The 16,528-nt window shown below is 63.3% G+C and carries 14 protein-coding genes and 2 tRNA genes; 11 read left to right on the top strand and 5 right to left on the bottom strand.

Annotation, left to right across the window (positions count from 1 at the left end; translation table 11 throughout):
* Positions 1-4 precede the first annotated feature (4 nt).
* Both EO245_RS08410 and EO245_RS08405 read right to left on the bottom strand, forming a co-directional pair.
* A complete protein-coding gene (locus tag EO245_RS08410) occupies positions 5-1,144 on the bottom strand; it encodes an epoxide hydrolase family protein (RefSeq protein WP_128892497.1) in 1,140 nt (379 codons plus the stop codon).
* A complete protein-coding gene (locus EO245_RS08405) occupies positions 1,141-1,581 on the bottom strand; it encodes a PaaI family thioesterase (protein ID WP_128892496.1) in 441 nt (146 codons plus the stop codon). The genes EO245_RS08410 and EO245_RS08405 overlap by 4 nt, the downstream gene beginning before the upstream one ends.
* Positions 1,582-1,791: 210 nt before the next feature.
* On the opposite strand from EO245_RS08405, the gene leuA reads away from it, so the two are divergent.
* On the top strand, positions 1,792-3,468 hold the full coding sequence (gene leuA / locus EO245_RS08400) for a 2-isopropylmalate synthase (protein WP_128892495.1): 1,677 nt from the start codon (positions 1,792-1,794) through the stop codon (positions 3,466-3,468).
* Here the strand turns inward: leuA and EO245_RS08395 are convergent.
* A complete protein-coding gene (locus EO245_RS08395; RefSeq protein WP_128892494.1) occupies positions 3,465-5,261 on the bottom strand; it encodes a VWA domain-containing protein in 1,797 nt (598 codons plus the stop codon). The genes leuA and EO245_RS08395 overlap by 4 nt on opposite strands.
* 131 nt (positions 5,262-5,392) lie before the next feature.
* Here EO245_RS08395 and EO245_RS08390 point away from each other — a divergent pair, with 131 nt between their 5' ends.
* Positions 5,393-6,445, top strand: coding sequence for an amidohydrolase (locus EO245_RS08390; RefSeq protein ID WP_128892493.1), 1,053 nt, complete (start codon positions 5,393-5,395; stop codon positions 6,443-6,445).
* A gap of 75 nt (positions 6,446-6,520) precedes the next feature.
* Complete coding sequence (locus tag EO245_RS08385) at positions 6,521-7,486, top strand: nitronate monooxygenase family protein (RefSeq protein WP_128892492.1); 966 nt, start codon at positions 6,521-6,523, stop codon at positions 7,484-7,486.
* An 11-nt stretch (positions 7,487-7,497) separates the two neighbouring features.
* Here EO245_RS08385 and EO245_RS08380 read toward each other — a convergent pair whose 3' ends face one another.
* Together EO245_RS08380 and EO245_RS08375 are read right to left on the bottom strand one after the other, a co-directional pair.
* A complete protein-coding gene (locus tag EO245_RS08380) occupies positions 7,498-8,037 on the bottom strand; it encodes a hypothetical protein (protein WP_128892491.1) in 540 nt (179 codons plus the stop codon).
* 290 nt (positions 8,038-8,327) lie between these two features.
* The gene (locus EO245_RS08375) at positions 8,328-8,816 is read right to left on the bottom strand and encodes a flavodoxin family protein (protein WP_128892490.1); all 489 of its coding nucleotides are present in this window, start codon (positions 8,814-8,816) and stop codon (positions 8,328-8,330) included.
* A gap of 81 nt (positions 8,817-8,897) precedes the next feature.
* Between EO245_RS08375 and recJ the strand changes: the two genes are divergently transcribed.
* The 8 genes from recJ to phoU all read left to right on the top strand — a co-directional run bounded on the left by recJ (position 8,898) and on the right by phoU (position 16,493).
* Positions 8,898-10,685 carry a single-stranded-DNA-specific exonuclease RecJ gene (recJ, locus tag EO245_RS08370; protein ID WP_128892489.1) on the top strand — a complete coding sequence of 596 codons (1,788 nt, stop codon included), beginning with the start codon at positions 8,898-8,900 and terminating at the stop codon, positions 10,683-10,685.
* A gap of 84 nt (positions 10,686-10,769) precedes the next feature.
* Positions 10,770-10,844, top strand: a tRNA-Glu gene (locus EO245_RS08365).
* 46 nt (positions 10,845-10,890) lie between these two features.
* A tRNA-Glu gene (locus EO245_RS08360) sits at positions 10,891-10,965 on the top strand.
* Between the two features lie 66 nt (positions 10,966-11,031).
* Entirely contained in the window at positions 11,032-12,228 is a 1,197-nt protein-coding gene (locus tag EO245_RS08355; RefSeq protein WP_128892488.1) for an ATP-binding protein, read from the top strand.
* A gap of 180 nt (positions 12,229-12,408) precedes the next feature.
* A complete protein-coding gene (gene pstC / locus EO245_RS08350) occupies positions 12,409-13,794 on the top strand; it encodes a phosphate ABC transporter permease subunit PstC (RefSeq protein WP_128892487.1) in 1,386 nt (461 codons plus the stop codon).
* Complete coding sequence (gene pstA / locus EO245_RS08345) at positions 13,787-15,037, top strand: phosphate ABC transporter permease PstA (RefSeq protein ID WP_128892486.1); 1,251 nt, start codon at positions 13,787-13,789, stop codon at positions 15,035-15,037. Before pstC ends, pstA begins: the two co-directional genes overlap by 8 nt.
* 38 nt (positions 15,038-15,075) lie before the next feature.
* Positions 15,076-15,822, top strand: coding sequence for a phosphate ABC transporter ATP-binding protein PstB (gene pstB, locus EO245_RS08340; protein ID WP_234027006.1), 747 nt, complete (start codon positions 15,076-15,078; stop codon positions 15,820-15,822).
* Complete coding sequence (gene phoU / locus EO245_RS08335) at positions 15,822-16,493, top strand: phosphate signaling complex protein PhoU (RefSeq protein WP_128892484.1); 672 nt, start codon at positions 15,822-15,824, stop codon at positions 16,491-16,493. Before pstB ends, phoU begins: the two co-directional genes overlap by 1 nt.
* The last annotated feature ends 35 nt before the right edge of the window (positions 16,494-16,528 follow it).

The raw sequence follows: 16,528 nt of genomic DNA, 5'->3' as shown, positions 1-16,528 counted from the left end.
CCGCTCAGCGCATCTTCGCGAAACAGCTGCGCAATTCGTTGGCGAACACTTCGGGCTGCTCCCACGCAGCGAAATGGCCGCCCTTCGGCAGCTCGTTCCAGTGGACAAGCTCCGGAATGAGTCGCTTCGCCCAGCTTTCCGGCGCTGCGATGATTTCCTTCGGGAACAGGCTCGCACCGCCCGGAACCTTGACCGAATCGCCGCCGAACTTGGCGAAGCTTTCCCAATAGAGCCGCGCCGCCGAAGCACCGGTCGCCGGAAGCCAGTAGAGCATGATGTTGTCGATCACCGTGTCGAGCGAGAGCGCGTCGAACGGCGAACCGTCGTTGTCGCTCCAAGCCCAGATTTTCTCCAGAATCCACGCTGCAAGCCCGACCGGGGAATCGACTAGCGAGTAGCCGATCGTCTGCGGGCGCGTGCTCTGCTGCTTGGAATATCCCGAATCCCATTCCTGGTAGAACTGCGCGCCGGCCAGGGCTCGCTGGACACCCGGGTCCGACATGTCGAGCTCTGCCGGGTCGATCCGCACCGGGACCATGTTCACATGGATACCAGCGCAGCCTTTCGGGGCCTGACGACCGATTTCAGCGGTCACCGCGCTGCCCCAGTCGCCGCCTTGCGCGACCCAGCGATCGTAGCCGAGCCTCTCCATCAGCGTAGCCCATGCGCCAGCGATCTTCTCGATGCCCCACCCTGTTTGCGTCGGCTTGCCCGAAAAGCCGAAACCGGGGAGCGAGGGCGCGACGACGTGGAATGCCTGATCGCCCTTTCCGCCATGCATTTCCGGGTCGGTCAGGCGCGGGATTACCTCGAGGAATTCGACGACCGATCCGGGCCAGCCATGCGTCAGGACCAGCGGCAATGCGTCCTCATGCGGCGAGCGGACATGCAGGAAATGGATGTCGAGTCCGTCGATCTCGGTCACATATTGGCCGGTCTGGTTAAGCCGCCTCTCGCAGCGACGCCAATCGTATTCGAGCCGCCAGTAGGCGAGCAATTCAGTCAGGGCGGACAGCTTCGTGCCTTGCGACCAGTCGTCGACAGGCTCCGCTTCGGGCAATCTTGCACGGTCGAGACGCTTGGCGAGATAGACGAGGTCCGCGTCGGGGATCGCCAGCTTGAACGGCCTGATATCGTCGCTCACGATGACCTCCCCAATGCTGCGTCCGACGCTTTCTGCACCCGCGCCGCGTCGGCGATGAGTATGGTGCTGGTTGCCTTTGCGAGGACAGTGCCGTCAGGAGCCTTCAGGTGCCCTTCGTAGAATGTCGTCCGGCGACCGGGCCGTTCGACCCAGCCCTCCGCGATTACGAGCCCCGGTCTCGTCGGGGCGAAGAAGCTGACTTTCAGCTCCAGCGACATCGGAGTGATGCCCTCGCCATGGCGCGCCATCGCCGCATGGGCCATGGCGGCATCGATCCACCCGGTGATGAAACCGCCCTGCACCACGCCGCCCGAATGGCACATCTCCTCGCGCGCCTCGTATTCGAGCGTCGCGCGGCCCTCGGGGTCCATCGTGACGATGCGCTTCAAACCCATCGCCCGGTAGAGCGGATTGTTCATGTCTGCTTCTATAGTCATTCCGCTGCCTAGCCCTCGCTGCATTTCCTTTTCAAGCATCTTGCCACGCGCGCAATTATCGGCATATGTGCAAGCCATGACGCGCAACGGATCGCTTCTCCTTCGACTTACACGCCCTTGGGCGTGACGTAACGCGTGCTCTTGAGGCGCGCGGGGCGCCCAAGGGAAAGCAAGCCGATCCGACAGCCTTCAGAATAAAGCCCCGACATCATGACCATGCTTTCGCAGCCGAGCCAGAAGTACCGGCCCTTCCCGCAAATCGACCTGCCCGACCGCCAATGGCCGAGCCGCACGATCACCGCGCCGCCGCGCTGGCTATCGACCGACTTGCGCGACGGGAACCAGGCGATCGTCGACCCGATGGACGCGGTGAAGAAGAACCGCTTCTTCGACGAGCTCGTGCGTATCGGGATCAAGGAAATCGAAGTCGGCTTCCCCAGCGCAGGCGCGACCGAATTCGACTTCATCCAAGGCCTGGTGCGTTCGGGTCGAATCCCCAACGATGTGATCGTGCAGGTCCTGACGCAGAGCCGCGCAGACCTGATCCGCACCAGCTTCGAAAGTCTCGACGGTGCGCGGGCGGCCATCGTCCACCTCTACAACGCAGTATCGCCGGCATGGCGCGACATCGTATTCCGCATGAGCCAGGACGAGGTTCGCCGGATCGCTGTCGAGGGCGCAAAGGTCATGCGCGACGAGGCGGGCAAGCGCCCAGATACCGACTGGCATTTCCAGTATTCGCCGGAAACCTTCTCGACCGCCGAACTCGATTTCTCGATCTCGGTTTGCGAGGCGGTAATGGAGGTTCTCGCCCCCACGCCGGAACATCCGATCATCCTCAACCTGCCCGCGACGGTCGAAGCGGCGACGCCCAATATCTATGCCGACCAGACCGAGTATTTCTGCCGCAACCTGCCGAACCGTGAAGCCGCGGTGATTTCGCTCCATACCCACAATGACCGAGGCACCGGCGTCGCAGCAGCCGAGCTTGGCCTGATGGCCGGCGCTGACCGGGTCGAAGGATGCCTGTTCGGCAATGGCGAGCGCACCGGCAACTGCTGCCTCGTGACCGTCGCCCTCAACATGTACACGCAGGGCATCGATCCGGGCCTCGATTTTTCCGATATCGACCGGATCATCGAGACCGTCGAATACTGCAACCAGATACCGGTCCACGAACGGCACCCCTACGGCGGCGAACTGGTCTTCACGGCCTTTTCCGGCAGCCACCAGGATGCGATCAAGAAGGGCTTCGAGGCGCATTCGAAGCAGAACGACGAAACCTGGCGCGTTCCCTACCTGCCGATTGATCCGGCCGACCTCGGTCGCAATTACGAAGCGGTTATCCGCGTGAATTCGCAGAGCGGTAAAGGCGGTTTTGCCTGGGTGCTCGAACAGGACCAGGGCCTCAAGCTGCCCAAGGCGATGCAGGCCGATTTCTCGCGCCACGTGCAACGCCTTGCCGACAAGCTCGGCCGCGAACTGGATGCGGCCGATATCTGGTCGGCCTTCCAGTCTGCCTATCACGTGCAGACCGCCGACAAGCACTTCCAGCTCGTCGATTACGAGGAAAGCCGCGCGAGCGACGGCACGCGGGTCTTCACCGGCACCATCGCGGTCAAGGGGCAGGAACAGCGCGTCAGTGGGCGCGGCAACGGCCTTATTTCATCGGTGCTGACGACGATCGAGGAAAGCTTCGGCCTCCAGCTCGAGATCTGCGACTACACCGAGCATGCGATGGGCACGGGACGCGACGCGCGTGCCGCAGCCTATCTCGAATGCAGGACACCGGATGGCGAGACGATCTGGGGCTGCGGCATCGACGAAGACGTCGCCACCGCCAGCGTCCGCGCCGTCCTCAGCGCTGCCAATTCCGCAGTCGCTTAACCTTCGATCTTCTTCAGGTTGAGCCTTAGCTCGTTGCCGAGCGTCGACATGGTGAGCCGGTCGCCGCGCACGCGGTACTGGAACACAAGGTCGGTGTAGTCGATGTAGAACTGGTTCTCGTTCACCTGGAACGTCTGGGTGATCTCGGTCCCGGCCTGCCTTCCGCTCTTGCGATAGGTGATGAGTTCGTTGTCGCTCGTGATCTCGACGATATCGCCGCGTGCGATGTCCTTCAGGCCGCGCTGCGAAGTGACTTCCCAGCGACCGATCACGGCAAGCGGGCGCATCTCGTCCGGTAGCTCCGAACTGAGCCCGGCCAGATAGGCTGCGCGCTGGCGCAGGCCGCGCACCATCTTGCGCTCTTCATCGAGCCGCCGGTCGGGTGCAGCGGCCAGCCGCTTCGAAAAGCCGTCGATCAGGCGATATGCCTCGTCCCGATTGTTTTCCTCATGATAGGCGGTCAGCGCCTTTGTCAGGCTGAGATATTCATCGACCAGCATTTTCGCCGTCGCGAGATTTGCCGGTGGTGTGCCGCCTGGCATGCCGACCGACGCCTTGGCGCTACCCGGGCGTTCGGACAGCGCATCTGTATAATCGATCGAGACGTCCAGCAGCGCCTTGCCATCCGGTACGGTCGCTTCGGGCAGGAACTCGCGCGAGCTGTCGCGGCCGAGCGTCGCAAAAATGCCACCGGCGTTCTCCGACAGGAAAGCAGAGCCGATCCGCACGGTGATTGCGCCGTCGGGGGCCTGCGTCAGAAGGTCGTTCGGAACGCCGAACACCGCATTGACCTTGTAGCCTTCGGCCGGGGTCATGGTGATCGCGACATCGTGCGCGACCTCGGTCACCATGTTGTAGAATTCACGGCGAAAGAGATCGCGCGCATCGCCGTCCGATGCGAGGTAGAACAGGTTGCCGCCGCGCACGCTCGAAATCTCCAGCGCGAGCGCATTGTCGAAGTGGATGCCGACGCCGATGGTCGTGAGGCCGACGCCCTGCTTCGAATTGGCGACCGCCATGCCCATGAACCCGTCGGGAGCGGTATTGCCGACATTGGGATGCTCGTCGGTCAGCAGCATCACGCGGCTCTTGCGCCCGGTTTGGCGCTTGTCGGCAAGGGCGAGATCGTAACCGATCTTCAGGCCCGCTTCCATATTGGTCGAGCCCGCACTTTCAAGGCCCCGAATGGCCTTGGCGATCCGGGCGCGGTTCGGACCGACTTCCATCACCGGCAGTTCCGTCTTGGCCGTGGTCTCGAAGGACACCAGGCCGAACCGGTCTTCGTCGCGCAGGCGGGCGAGAACTTCGAGCAGGCCGTCGCGCAAGCGTTCGATCGGCTCGCCATCCATCGAGCCCGAGCGATCGGCCACGGCGACGAGTGTCAGGGGTTCCTGCTTTAGGGCGTCTGCATCGACATTGCTTCCGAAGCCGAGCCCGACGAAATACTTGTCTTCCGGCCGCAGTGGCAGGTTCGCCGACATCGCATGGCCGGCGATGCAGAAAGTCTGCGCGCACCCTTCCAGCACAGGCAACGACAGGTCGTATTCGCCGAGCAGGCCTTCAACCGTGAGCGTGTCGGGCTTGGGCAGGAAGCTGCCATCGAGCGAGACGGAGCGGAATTGCTTGATGTCCTGGACGCCACCCTGCCTGATGCGGGTGCTGGTGACGATGATGCTGTCCATCGCATGCTCTTCGTCCTCGGGCGGCGTCTGGTCCTGTGCGAACGACAGTTGCGACGAGGCAGCCATGGCGCCAGCCGCCAGCAGTAATGACCATTTCCCGAGGTAATGCATGACCCGCTCCCTTTTGCAGCAAGACTAGCAAAGCAAAGGGATATTGGGAATCCTCCGCGTGAATTGTGCGATGACGGCTTTGCGAAGCGGCGCGGCGCGTGCAACAAGTTCGCCAAAGGGAGGAAACTGCGATGAGTGAAGAGATTCTCGAACCGGAACTGCCGATCATCGATCCGCACCACCACTTGTGGGATCTTCGCCCTCTCCTGCCCGCATTTCCCGACCCGCGTCACCCGTTCATCGATGCGATTGCAGGTGCGGCCCACTACACATTCGACCAGTTGCTCGCCGACCTGACGACCGGTCACAACATCGTCGGCACGGTCTTCATGGAATGCGGCGCCTTCTATCGCGCAGATGCGGACGAACGCATGAAGCCTGTCGGTGAAGTGGAGTTCGTCAATGGCGTAGCGGCACAAAGCGCGAGCGGACTCTATGGCGATGTGCGCGCCTGCGCCGGGATCGTCGGCCATGCTGACCTGCTCGCAGGCGAACATGCCGGCGCAGTGCTCGATGCGCTGGATGCTGCCGGTAACGGCAGGTTCCGCGGCATTCGACACCAGGGCGCGTGGGACAAGGATGGCGAAGTGCTCGGCGCCCCCTTCCATGCTCCTGAAGGTCTCTACGCCGAAAAGCGCTTCCGCGAAGGGCTCGCGGAAGTGGGCAAGCGAGGCATGACTTTCGATGCCTGGGTGATCGAGCCGCAACTCGACGACGTGATCGACCTGGCCAAGGCTTTTCCCGACCAGCCGATCATGCTCGACCATTGCGGCACGCCGCTCAATATCGCGAGCTATTCGGGCAAGCTGCACGAACGCTTCGACACATGGCGCACCAAGATCCATGCCCTTGCCGAATGCGAGAATGTTTCAGTCAAGCTCGGAGGCCTGGCGATGGCGTTCTGCGGGCTGCCGGAAGACGGCCCCGCCAAGGGCCTCGGCTCCGAGACCCTGGCTGCCATGTGGCGGCCCTACATCGAAACCTGCATCGAGGCCTTCGGCACGAAGCGCGGCCTGTTCGAAAGCAACTATCCGGTGGACCGCTGGGGCGCGACCTATCCGGTGCTGTGGAACGCCTTCAAGCGGATCACCCATGGCTACACCGCCGAGGAGAAACGCGATCTCTATGCAGGCAACGCCGCGCGTTTCTACAAGCTCGAAGGGCTGCCGGGCCTCGCCGATTGACACTTCTCGCTCGACAAGCGCGGGCGCGGTCAATAGTCGGTAGAAAAGTTTCAGAATAAAACGGAGAGACAGACCATGGCCCTGCCCGCCCCTTTCGATCGCATGCGACTGCCGATCATCGGATCGCCGCTTTTCATCGTCTCGGGGCCGGAACTGGTCATCGCCCAGTGCAAGGCGGGGATCGTCGGTTCGTTTCCCGCGCTGAACGCACGTCCGTCGGGCGTGCTCGATGAATGGCTGCACCGGATCACGGAGGAGCTCGCCGCGCATAATCGCGACAATCCGGACCGTCCTGCTGCGCCCTACGCGGTCAACCAGATCGTCCACCGCAGCAACGACCGGCTCGAGGAAGACATGGAAGTCTGCGCCAAGTGGCAGGTGCCGATGGTCATCACCTCGCTCGGCGCGCGAGAGGACATCTTCTCCGCCGTGCGTAAGTGGGGCGGCATCACGTTGCATGACGTGATCAACGACCGCTTTGCCCGCAAGGCGATCGAAAAAGGCGCGGACGGCCTCATCCCGGTAGCTGCAGGCGCAGGCGGCCATGCCGGCGTGCAGTCGCCCTTCGCACTGATGCAGGAAATCCGCAGCTGGTTCGACGGGCTCGTCGCGCTTTCAGGGTCCATCGCCCACGGACGCTCGGTTCTCGCCGCGCAGGCGATGGGTGCAGACTTCGCCTATATCGGCTCGCCATGGATCGCGACCAAGGAAGCGAATGCCGACGCCGCGTACAAGCAGGAAATCGTCGAGAGCCAGGCGGCGGACATCGTCTACACCAACCTCTTCACCGGCGTGCATGGCAACTACCTGCGTGGCTCGATCGAGAAGGCGGGGCTCGATCCCGACAACCTGCCCGAAAGCGACCCGAGCAAGATGAATTTCGGTTCCGGTGGCAACACCAAGTCGAAGGCCTGGAAGGACATCTGGGGCTCCGGCCAGGGTGTCGGCATGGTGAAGGCAGTCGAGAGCGTTGCCGACCGAGTCGACCGTCTCGAACAGGAATATATCGCTGCGAAGGAAGAGCTTGCGGCCAAGACCTGACCGCTCGCCGGTCAGCGCTGGACCTTAAGCACCCCGGCCGCTTCATCCGGAGTAATCCGCATGGTGCGGCCGTCGAGACCGGTGAAAATTTCTTCGGACTGAAGCCCGCCCATCAGCAAGACGTGCCGGATCAGCCGGTCGGCAACGCGCCGCGCCTCCCCGGCATCGGCGAACAGGCCCGACGCGATCACCATCTCCTTGCCGATCAGCGGCTTCAGCCCGCGCGTTTCGAAGGCGCCGTCATCAAGCGTTTCCAGGGCAACAAGCGCCTCGACCGGCATGTCTCCACCATCCCGCCATCCGGAAAAGGCGGCTTCGAACTGGCCGAGCGAAAACGTTTTGCCAGCCGGTGGCCAGTGAACCTGCAGGCAATTATCCAGCACCCCGAGCAGGTCGAGCGCGCCGGCGAAGAACTGCCTCACTACCGGCAAAGGAGTTGGCGAAGAGCGAAGATGCGGTCCGAGCCGCAGGATCATCGTCTCGCCCGCCACCGCCGGGTCCGGCGAGCCGGCCGGCGCCCCTTCGGCAAAGCCGCACAGATCGAGCGACATTCCGCCCGATACCAGCTCCGCGCATTGCACCCCCTCGCCATCCGTGAAAGGCGCACCAAGCGTGCTCCGCCTGATAGGCTCGAGCCGTTGGGAGAGAGATTTGCACGTCGGGCGATCACCGGCCCGGAAAGAAAGCACTAACCTTAGCGGCGTGCTGCTGCAGTTCTGATCATTCACTTTGATTTGCGACCCAGGCTGAAAAGACCCCGTTCGGCGTGTAATCCGCTTTCGGACGCACGGTCGAGTCTTCGCCTGCGAGTTTGCTCCATTCCGGAGCAGTTTTTCGGATCTCAGAAAATCCCGAGCGAAAGCCCTTCGGCAAGGCTCGCCCCAAGTTCGAAGCATTCGCGCCTGCGCTCGTCCGACAGCTCCTTGTCGGCCCAGATGGTTTCGGCGGTCTGGGCCTGGAAGTTGAAGATGATCGGGTCGGCCACACGGCGCAATCTCCACCCGGTCGCGATCCGGTCGATCTGGCGCTGGGCCCCCTCGCCATCCGAACCGGCGGCAATCGCCGTCGCATAGGCACGGCCCTCGATCTTGCCGAGCACGCCATAATACGTCCGGTCGAACATCTCCTTCATCATCCCGCTCATAGTCGCGAGATTCTCCGGACATACGAAGAGATAGGCGCGTGCCGTTAGTATATCAGCGACATTCACCGTGTGCGCCGGCATCAGCTTTGCGCTCTCGCCCGCTCCCTCGGCCGCCGCGCGCGCCATCGCCTCGGATGCGCCGGTGCGGCTGTGCCAGGCGATAAGCAGTGGTGGTGTGTCGCTCATGCGGTCCGGGGTCACCTGCCACCTGTCGATTGTCAATCGCCTATGCTTTTCGCGCGCGCAGCCAGCGGCTATCCTAAGGGTATGGCTTCAAGTGCGATTTCCAATGTGTTCGGCGTCGAGCATTCCCTGACGGGCAAGGCCTGGCAGTGGCGCGGCGGCAATATGGATCTCGGTCATAGCCAGCCGGGGCAGCTCGACGACGTAGTGACGCAGCTCCTGCTCTCGCGCGGGGTGGAGCGCGACGATATCGAGCGCCATCGCAATCCGACGCTGCGCGCTTTCCTGCCCGACCCCTCGCTGTTCCAGGATATGGACCTCGCCGCGGAACGGATCGCCCAGGCAATCCTGAGCGAAGAGAAAATCACCGTCTATGGCGACTACGACGTGGACGGTGCGACCAGCGCTGCATTGCTGATCCGCTTGCTCGACCAGCTCGGCGTCGCTGCCGATTACTATATCCCCGACCGGTTGCTCGAAGGCTACGGCCCGAGCGGAGAAGCCCTTGTGCGCCTTGGCGAGCAGGGTTCGAGCCTCGTGGTCACGGTCGATTGCGGCGCGATGGCCTTCGACGCGCTGCAACGGGCGCGCGATGCCGGAGTCGACGTGATCGTGGTCGATCACCACAAATGCGCGAGCGAACTGCCAAAGGCGGTGGCGCTGGTGAACCCCAACCGCCTCGACGAAAGCGACGAAGGGGCCGCGCACGGGCATCTCGCCGCAGTCGGCGTCGCGTTCCTCCTCGCCATCGCGCTGGTTCGCACATTGCGTCAGCGCGGATATTTCGAGAGCCGGCGCGAACCTGATTTGCTCGGTCTGCTTGACCTCGTGGCGCTCGGCACCGTGGCGGACGTGGCGCAATTGCATGGCCTCAACCGTGCATTCGTCGCGCAGGGCCTCAAGGTCATGGCGAAACGCGACAATATCGGCATGTCGGCGCTGATCGACGCGAGCCGTTTGAAGCGCGCGCCTATGTGCAGCGACCTCGGCTTCGCGCTCGGCCCGCGCATTAATGCCGGTGGCCGGGTGGGCGAATCGACGCTGGGCGTGCGGCTCCTTACCTCCTCCGATCCCGACGAGGCCCGCGCAATCGCCGAACAGCTATCGCAGCTCAACGAAGAGCGTCGCGCGATCGAGGCGATAGTTCAGGCGGAAGCGGAAGACCAGATCGCGAGCCAGCACAACCGCTCGGTCCTGACATTGTCGGGCGCTGGCTGGCATCCCGGCGTGATCGGCATCGTTGCCGGGCGCATCAAGGAAAAGACCGGCAAGCCCGCGCTTGTCGTCGCACTCGATTCGGAAACGGCGGAAGGCAAGGGATCGGGCCGCTCGATCCCGGGCGTCGACCTCGGAGCCGCTATCATTGCCGCGCGCGAAGCCGACCTGCTCGTGGCCGGGGGCGGCCATGCGATGGCGGCGGGCCTGACGGTGGCTGAATCGAAGCTGGACGAGTTCGCCGACTGGCTCGACGAGAAACTGGCGCGCGATGTCTCTCGCGCGCAGGCCAGCCTTGCACTCAAGATCGACCTCGCCGTCACCCCGCGCGGGCTCACTCCCGAACTTGTCGGCACGCTCGAGCAGGCGGGGCCGTTTGGCGTGGGCTGGCCGGGACCGAAAATCGGCGTCGGCCCGGTGAGGATCGTGCGTGCGGACATCGTCGGGCAGGACCATCTTCGACTGATCGCATCGGGCGATGACGGCGCATCGCTTAAGTGCATCGCCTTCCGCGCTGCCGACAGCGATTGGGGCCAGGCAATCCTGCACGGCGCAAAGGGCCGCAAGCTGTGGCTCGCCGGACGGGCGAAAATCGACGACTGGGGTCCGACACCTAAGGCGGAGCTTCATCTGGAAGACGCTGCCTGGGCCGACTAGCAAATTTGCTTGCATTGGAGGCTTGACGCGTAGCAGCCTCACGCCTAATTGCCCCGCCACGCCACCGACCCGCCAAGCGGGTGTGGCCCGTTCGTCTAGCGGTTAGGACGCGGCCCTTTCACGGCTGAAACACGGGTTCGATTCCCGTACGGGTCACCACGGTGGCGGTATTGCATCTGCAATCCGCGCAAAGCGCCACTTGTGTGGCCCGTTCGTCTAGCGGTTAGGACGCGGCCCTTTCACGGCTGAAACACGGGTTCGATTCCCGTACGGGTCACCAACTCTTCCTTCGAAAATTATCCCCACCCTGTGGCGCTTGGCAAAACAGCCCGCTAAGGGCCGAGGCATGTCGCAGCGGCGTGACTTTCCCTGGGCCGGACTCGTTCTCGCAATTGCGACGATGGTCGTCGTCTATCTGACGACCGACGAACTGGTCCTTTCCTTCGCCGCCTTGGTCATCTGGCTCGGAACGCTGTGGATGGCGTTCTGGACCCCACCGGAAATCCAACGCGAAGTCATCACCGACAAATATGACGTCGAACGGGTTGCGAAACTGGTCGAGAATTCGGGCACACCGATCCTCGTCACCCGCAGGAACCGCATCATCAGCGCCAATCGGGTTGCGACGAAGGTTCTGGGCCGGCACGTCGTCGACCAGGATGCGCGCGTCACTTTCCGCCACCCCGAAGCGATCGCGCTGATCGATGCCAAGGCGAGCGGGCGCGCCCGTGTACGCGGCCTTTCGCGCAGGCAGGACATCTGGCTGTTCAATCGCCAGCAACTCGACGACGAACTCGCCGTTATCGAACTGCTGAACCAGACAGCCGAGGCCGATATCAGCCGCGCGCATACGGACTTCGTCGCCAATGCCAGCCACGAACTGCGCACCCCCCTCGCCTCGATCATCGGCTATACCGAAACGCTGCTCGAGGAAGGCGCAGAGCCCAAGCCAGAGACGCGCAAGAAGTTCCTCAAAACGATCCTGAGCGAAGCATCGCGCCTGCAAAGCCTCGTCAGCGACCTCATGTCGCTATCGCGCGTGGAAGCGGAAAAACACGACCGGCCCGAAGCGGAGGTCGACCTTGCAAGGCTCGTGCAGCAGGCGGCGAAAGATGCCGCAGGGCTGGAGCGGCAGGACCGCCTCGACTTCGCAATCGATACCGATGCCAAGGTTCTCGGCGACGAACGCCAGCTGGAACAGCTAGTGCGCAACCTCGTCGACAACGCGCTGAAATACGGTGCCAGGGAAGAGAAGGTCACCGTCGGCCTCACCCGAAAGGATGCAAAGACCGTCGAATTCTCGGTCGAGGACCGGGGCGAAGGCATTTCGCCGGAACACATCCCGCACCTTACGCGGCGCTTTTATCGCACCGACCCGGGCCGCAGCCGCGCATCGGGCGGCACGGGCCTAGGCCTTGCTATCGTCAAACATATCGTGGAGCGACACGCCGGCAAGCTCGACATTACGAGCGAACTCGGCAAGGGCTCGACCTTCAAGGTTCGCTTGCCGATACACGAAGACGAGGGTGCCGATGCCAAGTGACCCGCAGCCCTGTGCGGACGTTGTAACATTAGCGTCACAATTATCCCACAAGCGCACCAATGGCCGCTATGGGCAACGCCCAGAGCCGTCGATTCGAGGCGCGTCCATCGACACCGGGAGCAATCCAATGCCCTCCCTCCGCCGAACCGTTGAACCAGTTTCACTCGTGAAAAGCATCTGATGTCTTCAGGCGTACTCTTCTTGCTCGCACTCGGCCTGGGCCTTGCCGCCTGGCTGGCCGGTCGTGCGCGTGCGTGGACCTTCAAGAAAGAAGCGGGCGGTGCCCGTCTTGCCGCGCTGCCGAACTACCATGCGTGGTATGTCGCACTGTGGGTCTTCGTGCCCGTCGCGATTTTCGCGGTGGTGTGGTCGATCCTCTCGCCGGGGCTCGTCATCCAGTCGGTCCTGGCATCGCCCGAGGCGTCCAGCCTTCCCGAGTTCGGCTTCCAGCGCGACAATCTCCTGCGCGAGGCCCAGGCTGTCGCATCCGGCGCCGCACCCGATGTCTTCAATGAAGCCGCCCGCCCGCTGATCGAGCCCTTCCGCGAGGCGATGGGGCTCTACAACATGATCGGCCTCGGCGTTGCGCTGGTCATTGCCTTCCTCGCTGGCGCATTCGCTTTCCTGCGCCTGCGGCCCGACTTCACCGCACGGACCCGCGTAGAGCGCACGGTCATGGCCGTGCTGCTGATCGCCTCGCTCGTTGCTATCCTGACGACGCTCGGCATCCTCGTGAGCCTAGTGTTCGAGACCATCCGCTTCTTCGGCATGGTGAGCCCGGTCGATTTCCTGTTCGGCCTCCAGTGGAACCCCGACCCGATGAGCAGTGCGGAGAACCCCGACGGCTCGCGCTACGGGGCGATCCCGCTCTTCTGGGGCACGATCTTCATCGGCGCGATCATTGCCATGATCGTCGCAATCCCGCTCGGCCTGATGAGTGCGATCTACCTGACGCAATATGCAAGCCGCCGCCTGCGCAGCTGGATCAAGCCCGCGCTCGAGATTCTCGCCGGCGTGCCTACGGTCGTTTATGGCTATTTCGCCGCGCTGACGGTGGCACCGTTCATCCGCGACATCGCGCAGGCGATCGGCATTTCCGGCGCATCGAGCGAGAGTGCGCTTGCCGCCGGTCTCGTCATGGGCGTGATGATCATCCCGTTCGTCTCCTCCATGGCAGACGATGCGATCGCAGCCGTTCCGGCAGCCATGCGCGACGGCAGTCTTGCGATGGGCGCAACCCAGTCGGAAACGATCAAGCGCGTCCTCATCCCTGCCGCCCTCCCCGGTATCGTTGCCGGCGTGATGCTCGCCATCAGCCGCGCGATCGGCGAAACCATGATCGTCGTGATGGCCGCCTCGACGGCCGCGAACCTGAGCGCCAATCCGCTCGAGTCCATGACTACGGTCACCGTCCAGATCGTCGCGATGCTGACCGGCGAAGGCAGTTTCGACCATCCGGCCACGCTGAGCGCCTTTGCACTCGGCACCGTTCTCTTCCTTGTTACGCTGGGTTTGAATTTCATCGCCCTGCGCGTCGTAAAGAGGTTCCGCGAAGCTTATGAGTGAGCGAGTAGCCCCTACCCGGACCCCCGAGTTCGAGCAGCGCCTGAAGAAGCGCTACAAGGCCGAGCGTCGATTCAAGATGGTCGGTCTCGGCGCGATCATCTTTTCGGTCGTCGTCCTTGCATTTCTGCTGGCGAATATGACGCTGAACGGCGTCGGCGGTTTCCAGCGCACCGAACTGGCAGTCGAGCTCGACCTTGCGAACAGCGGTCTTTCGGTGTCGCCGGAAGCACTGTCGCAGCCGACCGCGGTGCAGTCGCTCGAAATGCAGGGCCTGCCGCAGGTCGTCGATCTTGCCGCAGAGGAAGCGCTTGGTGTCGATGGCGCCCAGGAGCTCAGCTCGAACGCTTGGCGCGAGGTTGCCGAGGAAATCATTTCCGATCCGTCGAGCGCGGAGAGCAAGCAGACCTTCTGGCTCCCCGCCTCACCCGACCTTGCCGCAGCCTATTCGGGTGACGGCTCCACGGAACTTTCCGGCCTCGCCCAGCGGCTGAGCAGCGAGGGCAAGCTGGAAAACCGCTTCGATGGCGGCTTCCTCGCTCGTTCCGACGCGACCGACCCGCAATCGGTCGGTATCTGGGGTGCGCTCAAGGGCTCGATGCTGACGATGCTCGTCACGCTCCTGCTCGCATTCCCGATCGGCGTGCTCGCAGCGCTCTACCTCGAGGAATATGCGCCGAAGAACCGCTGGACGGACATCATCGAGGTATCGATCAACAACCTCGCGGCGGTCCCCTCGATCATCTTCGGCCTGCTCGGTCTCGCGGTCTTCCTGTGGATCTTCCCGAACTATCGCTCGGCCCCGCTGATCGGCGGCATGACGCTCGCCCTCATGACGCTGCCGGTGATCGTGATTTCGGGCCGAAATGCGATCAAGGCCGTCCCGCCGAGCATTCGCGACGGTGCGCTCGCCGTGGGCGCCTCGCCGGTGCAGGTGGTCTTCCACCACGTCCTTCCGCTCGCCCTGCCCGGTATCCTGACCGGCACCATCATCGGCATGGCCCGCGCGCTGGGTGAAACCGCGCCGCTGCTGATGATCGGCATGCGCGCATTCGTCGCCACCCCGCCCGACGGCTTCACTTCGCCTGCCACGGTCCTGCCGGTCCAGATCTTCCTCTGGTCCGACGAGATCGACCGCGGCTTCGTCGAGCGGACCTCGGCGGCGATTATCGTGCTATTGCTGTTCCTCCTGGTGATGAACGGCCTCGCAATCTACCTTCGCAACAAATTCGAGAAAACCTGGTGACCGTAGTCCACGAAAACCTCGAGCAGACCGCCGCCAAGATGGCTGCGCGCAATGTCTCCGTCTATTACGGGGACAAGAAGGCAATCGACGACGTTTCGATCGATATCCCGACCGAATACGTCACCGCCTTCATCGGCCCGTCGGGCTGCGGCAAATCGACCTTCCTGCGCACGCTCAACCGGATGAACGACACCATCCCGAGCGCGCGTGTCGAGGGCGAAATCACGCTCGATGGCGAGGATATCTACAAGTCGGGCATGGACGTCGTGCAGCTTCGCGCGCGCGTCGGCATGGTCTTCCAGAAGCCGAACCCGTTCCCGAAATCGATTTACGAGAACATCGCATACGGCCCGAAGATCCACGGCCTTGCCGACGGCAAGAGCGAGCTCGACGAAGTGGTCGAGAAGTCGCTTCGCCGCGCCGGTCTGTGGGAAGAGGTCAAGGACCGTCTCGAAGACAGCGGCACCGCGCTTTCCGGCGGCCAGCAGCAGCGCCTGTGCATCGCCCGCGCGATTGCAGTCGATCCCGAAGTCATCCTGATGGATGAGCCCTGCTCGGCCCTCGACCCGATCGCGACCGCGAAGATCGAGGAACTGATCGACGAACTGAACGGCCGCTATGCCATCGTCATCGTCACCCACTCGATGCAGCAGGCAGCGCGCGTTTCGCAGCGCACGGCTTTCTTCCACCTCGGAAAGATGGTGGAATATGGTCGCACTTCTGACATATTCACCAATCCGCTCGAACAGCGGACGCAAGACTACATCACGGGACGCTACGGCTAATGGTTGAGCACACAGTCAAAGCCTTCGACGAGGAAATCACCCGGCTTCGCGGCCTGATCGCGGAGATGGGCGGCCTTGCCGAGCTTTCGATCCAGGAAGCCCTGGACGCGCTCGTGCGTGGCGACGAGGAAACGGCGGAAGGCGTCATCAAGCGCGACAAGAAGATCGACGCGCTTGAATCCGAAGTCGACAAGCTCGCGGTGCGCATCATCGCCCTGCGCGCGCCGATGGCGGACGACCTGCGCGAAGTGATTGCCGCGCTGAAGATCGCCGGCGTGGTCGAGCGTATCGGCGACTACTCGAAGAACATCGCCAAGCGCGTCGGCCAGATCGAGGGTCGCGCCAAGTTCGAGCCCTTTACCCTGCTTCCCGCCATGGGCGAGATCGCGGCGGAAATGGTCCACGACGTGCTCACCGCCTACGCGGCGCGCGATCCGGTGCTGGCCCGCGAAGTCATCGCGACCGACGAGAAGGTCGACGCCTTCTACAACAGCATCTTCCGCAACGTGGTGAGCTACATGGTCGAGAACCCGGCCATTATCTCGAGCGCGGCGCAGCTGCTCTTCATCGCGCGCAACCTCGAGCGCATCGGCGACCACGCGACGAATGTTGCAGAAATGGTGCACTTCGCCTCCACCGGCACCTATCCGCCCGACGACGACATCGATTGACGCAAGGCGGTCGCAAAGCTGTAACATTGATGGTG

It is taken from the genome of Erythrobacter sp. HKB08 (assembly GCF_004114695.1).
Taxonomy (GTDB): Bacteria; Pseudomonadota; Alphaproteobacteria; order Sphingomonadales; family Sphingomonadaceae; genus Parerythrobacter_A.
The sequence above is the reverse complement of the archived record's forward strand: the minus strand, read 5'-3'. Positions and strand labels throughout refer to the sequence as shown.

What these genes read in the sequence shown, in the direction of transcription:
- EO245_RS08405 (WP_128892496.1), bottom strand. Translation starts at nt 1,581, where the DNA reads ATGACTATAGAAGCAGACATGAACAATCCGCTCTACCGGGCGATGGGT.
- leuA (WP_128892495.1), top strand. Translation starts at nt 1,792, where the DNA reads ATGACCATGCTTTCGCAGCCGAGCCAGAAGTACCGGCCCTTCCCGCAA.
- EO245_RS08395 (WP_128892494.1), bottom strand. Translation starts at nt 5,261, where the DNA reads ATGCATTACCTCGGGAAATGGTCATTACTGCTGGCGGCTGGCGCCATG.
- EO245_RS08390 (WP_128892493.1), top strand. Translation starts at nt 5,393, where the DNA reads ATGAGTGAAGAGATTCTCGAACCGGAACTGCCGATCATCGATCCGCAC.
- EO245_RS08385 (WP_128892492.1), top strand. Translation starts at nt 6,521, where the DNA reads ATGGCCCTGCCCGCCCCTTTCGATCGCATGCGACTGCCGATCATCGGA.
- EO245_RS08380 (WP_128892491.1), bottom strand. Translation starts at nt 8,037, where the DNA reads ATGTCGCTCGATCTGTGCGGCTTTGCCGAAGGGGCGCCGGCCGGCTCG.
- EO245_RS08375 (WP_128892490.1), bottom strand. Translation starts at nt 8,816, where the DNA reads ATGAGCGACACACCACCACTGCTTATCGCCTGGCACAGCCGCACCGGC.
- recJ (WP_128892489.1), top strand. Translation starts at nt 8,898, where the DNA reads ATGGCTTCAAGTGCGATTTCCAATGTGTTCGGCGTCGAGCATTCCCTG.
- EO245_RS08355 (WP_128892488.1), top strand. Translation starts at nt 11,032, where the DNA reads ATGTCGCAGCGGCGTGACTTTCCCTGGGCCGGACTCGTTCTCGCAATT.
- pstC (WP_128892487.1), top strand. Translation starts at nt 12,409, where the DNA reads ATGTCTTCAGGCGTACTCTTCTTGCTCGCACTCGGCCTGGGCCTTGCC.
- pstA (WP_128892486.1), top strand. Translation starts at nt 13,787, where the DNA reads ATGAGTGAGCGAGTAGCCCCTACCCGGACCCCCGAGTTCGAGCAGCGC.
- pstB (WP_234027006.1), top strand. Translation starts at nt 15,076, where the DNA reads ATGGCTGCGCGCAATGTCTCCGTCTATTACGGGGACAAGAAGGCAATC.
- phoU (WP_128892484.1), top strand. Translation starts at nt 15,822, where the DNA reads ATGGTTGAGCACACAGTCAAAGCCTTCGACGAGGAAATCACCCGGCTT.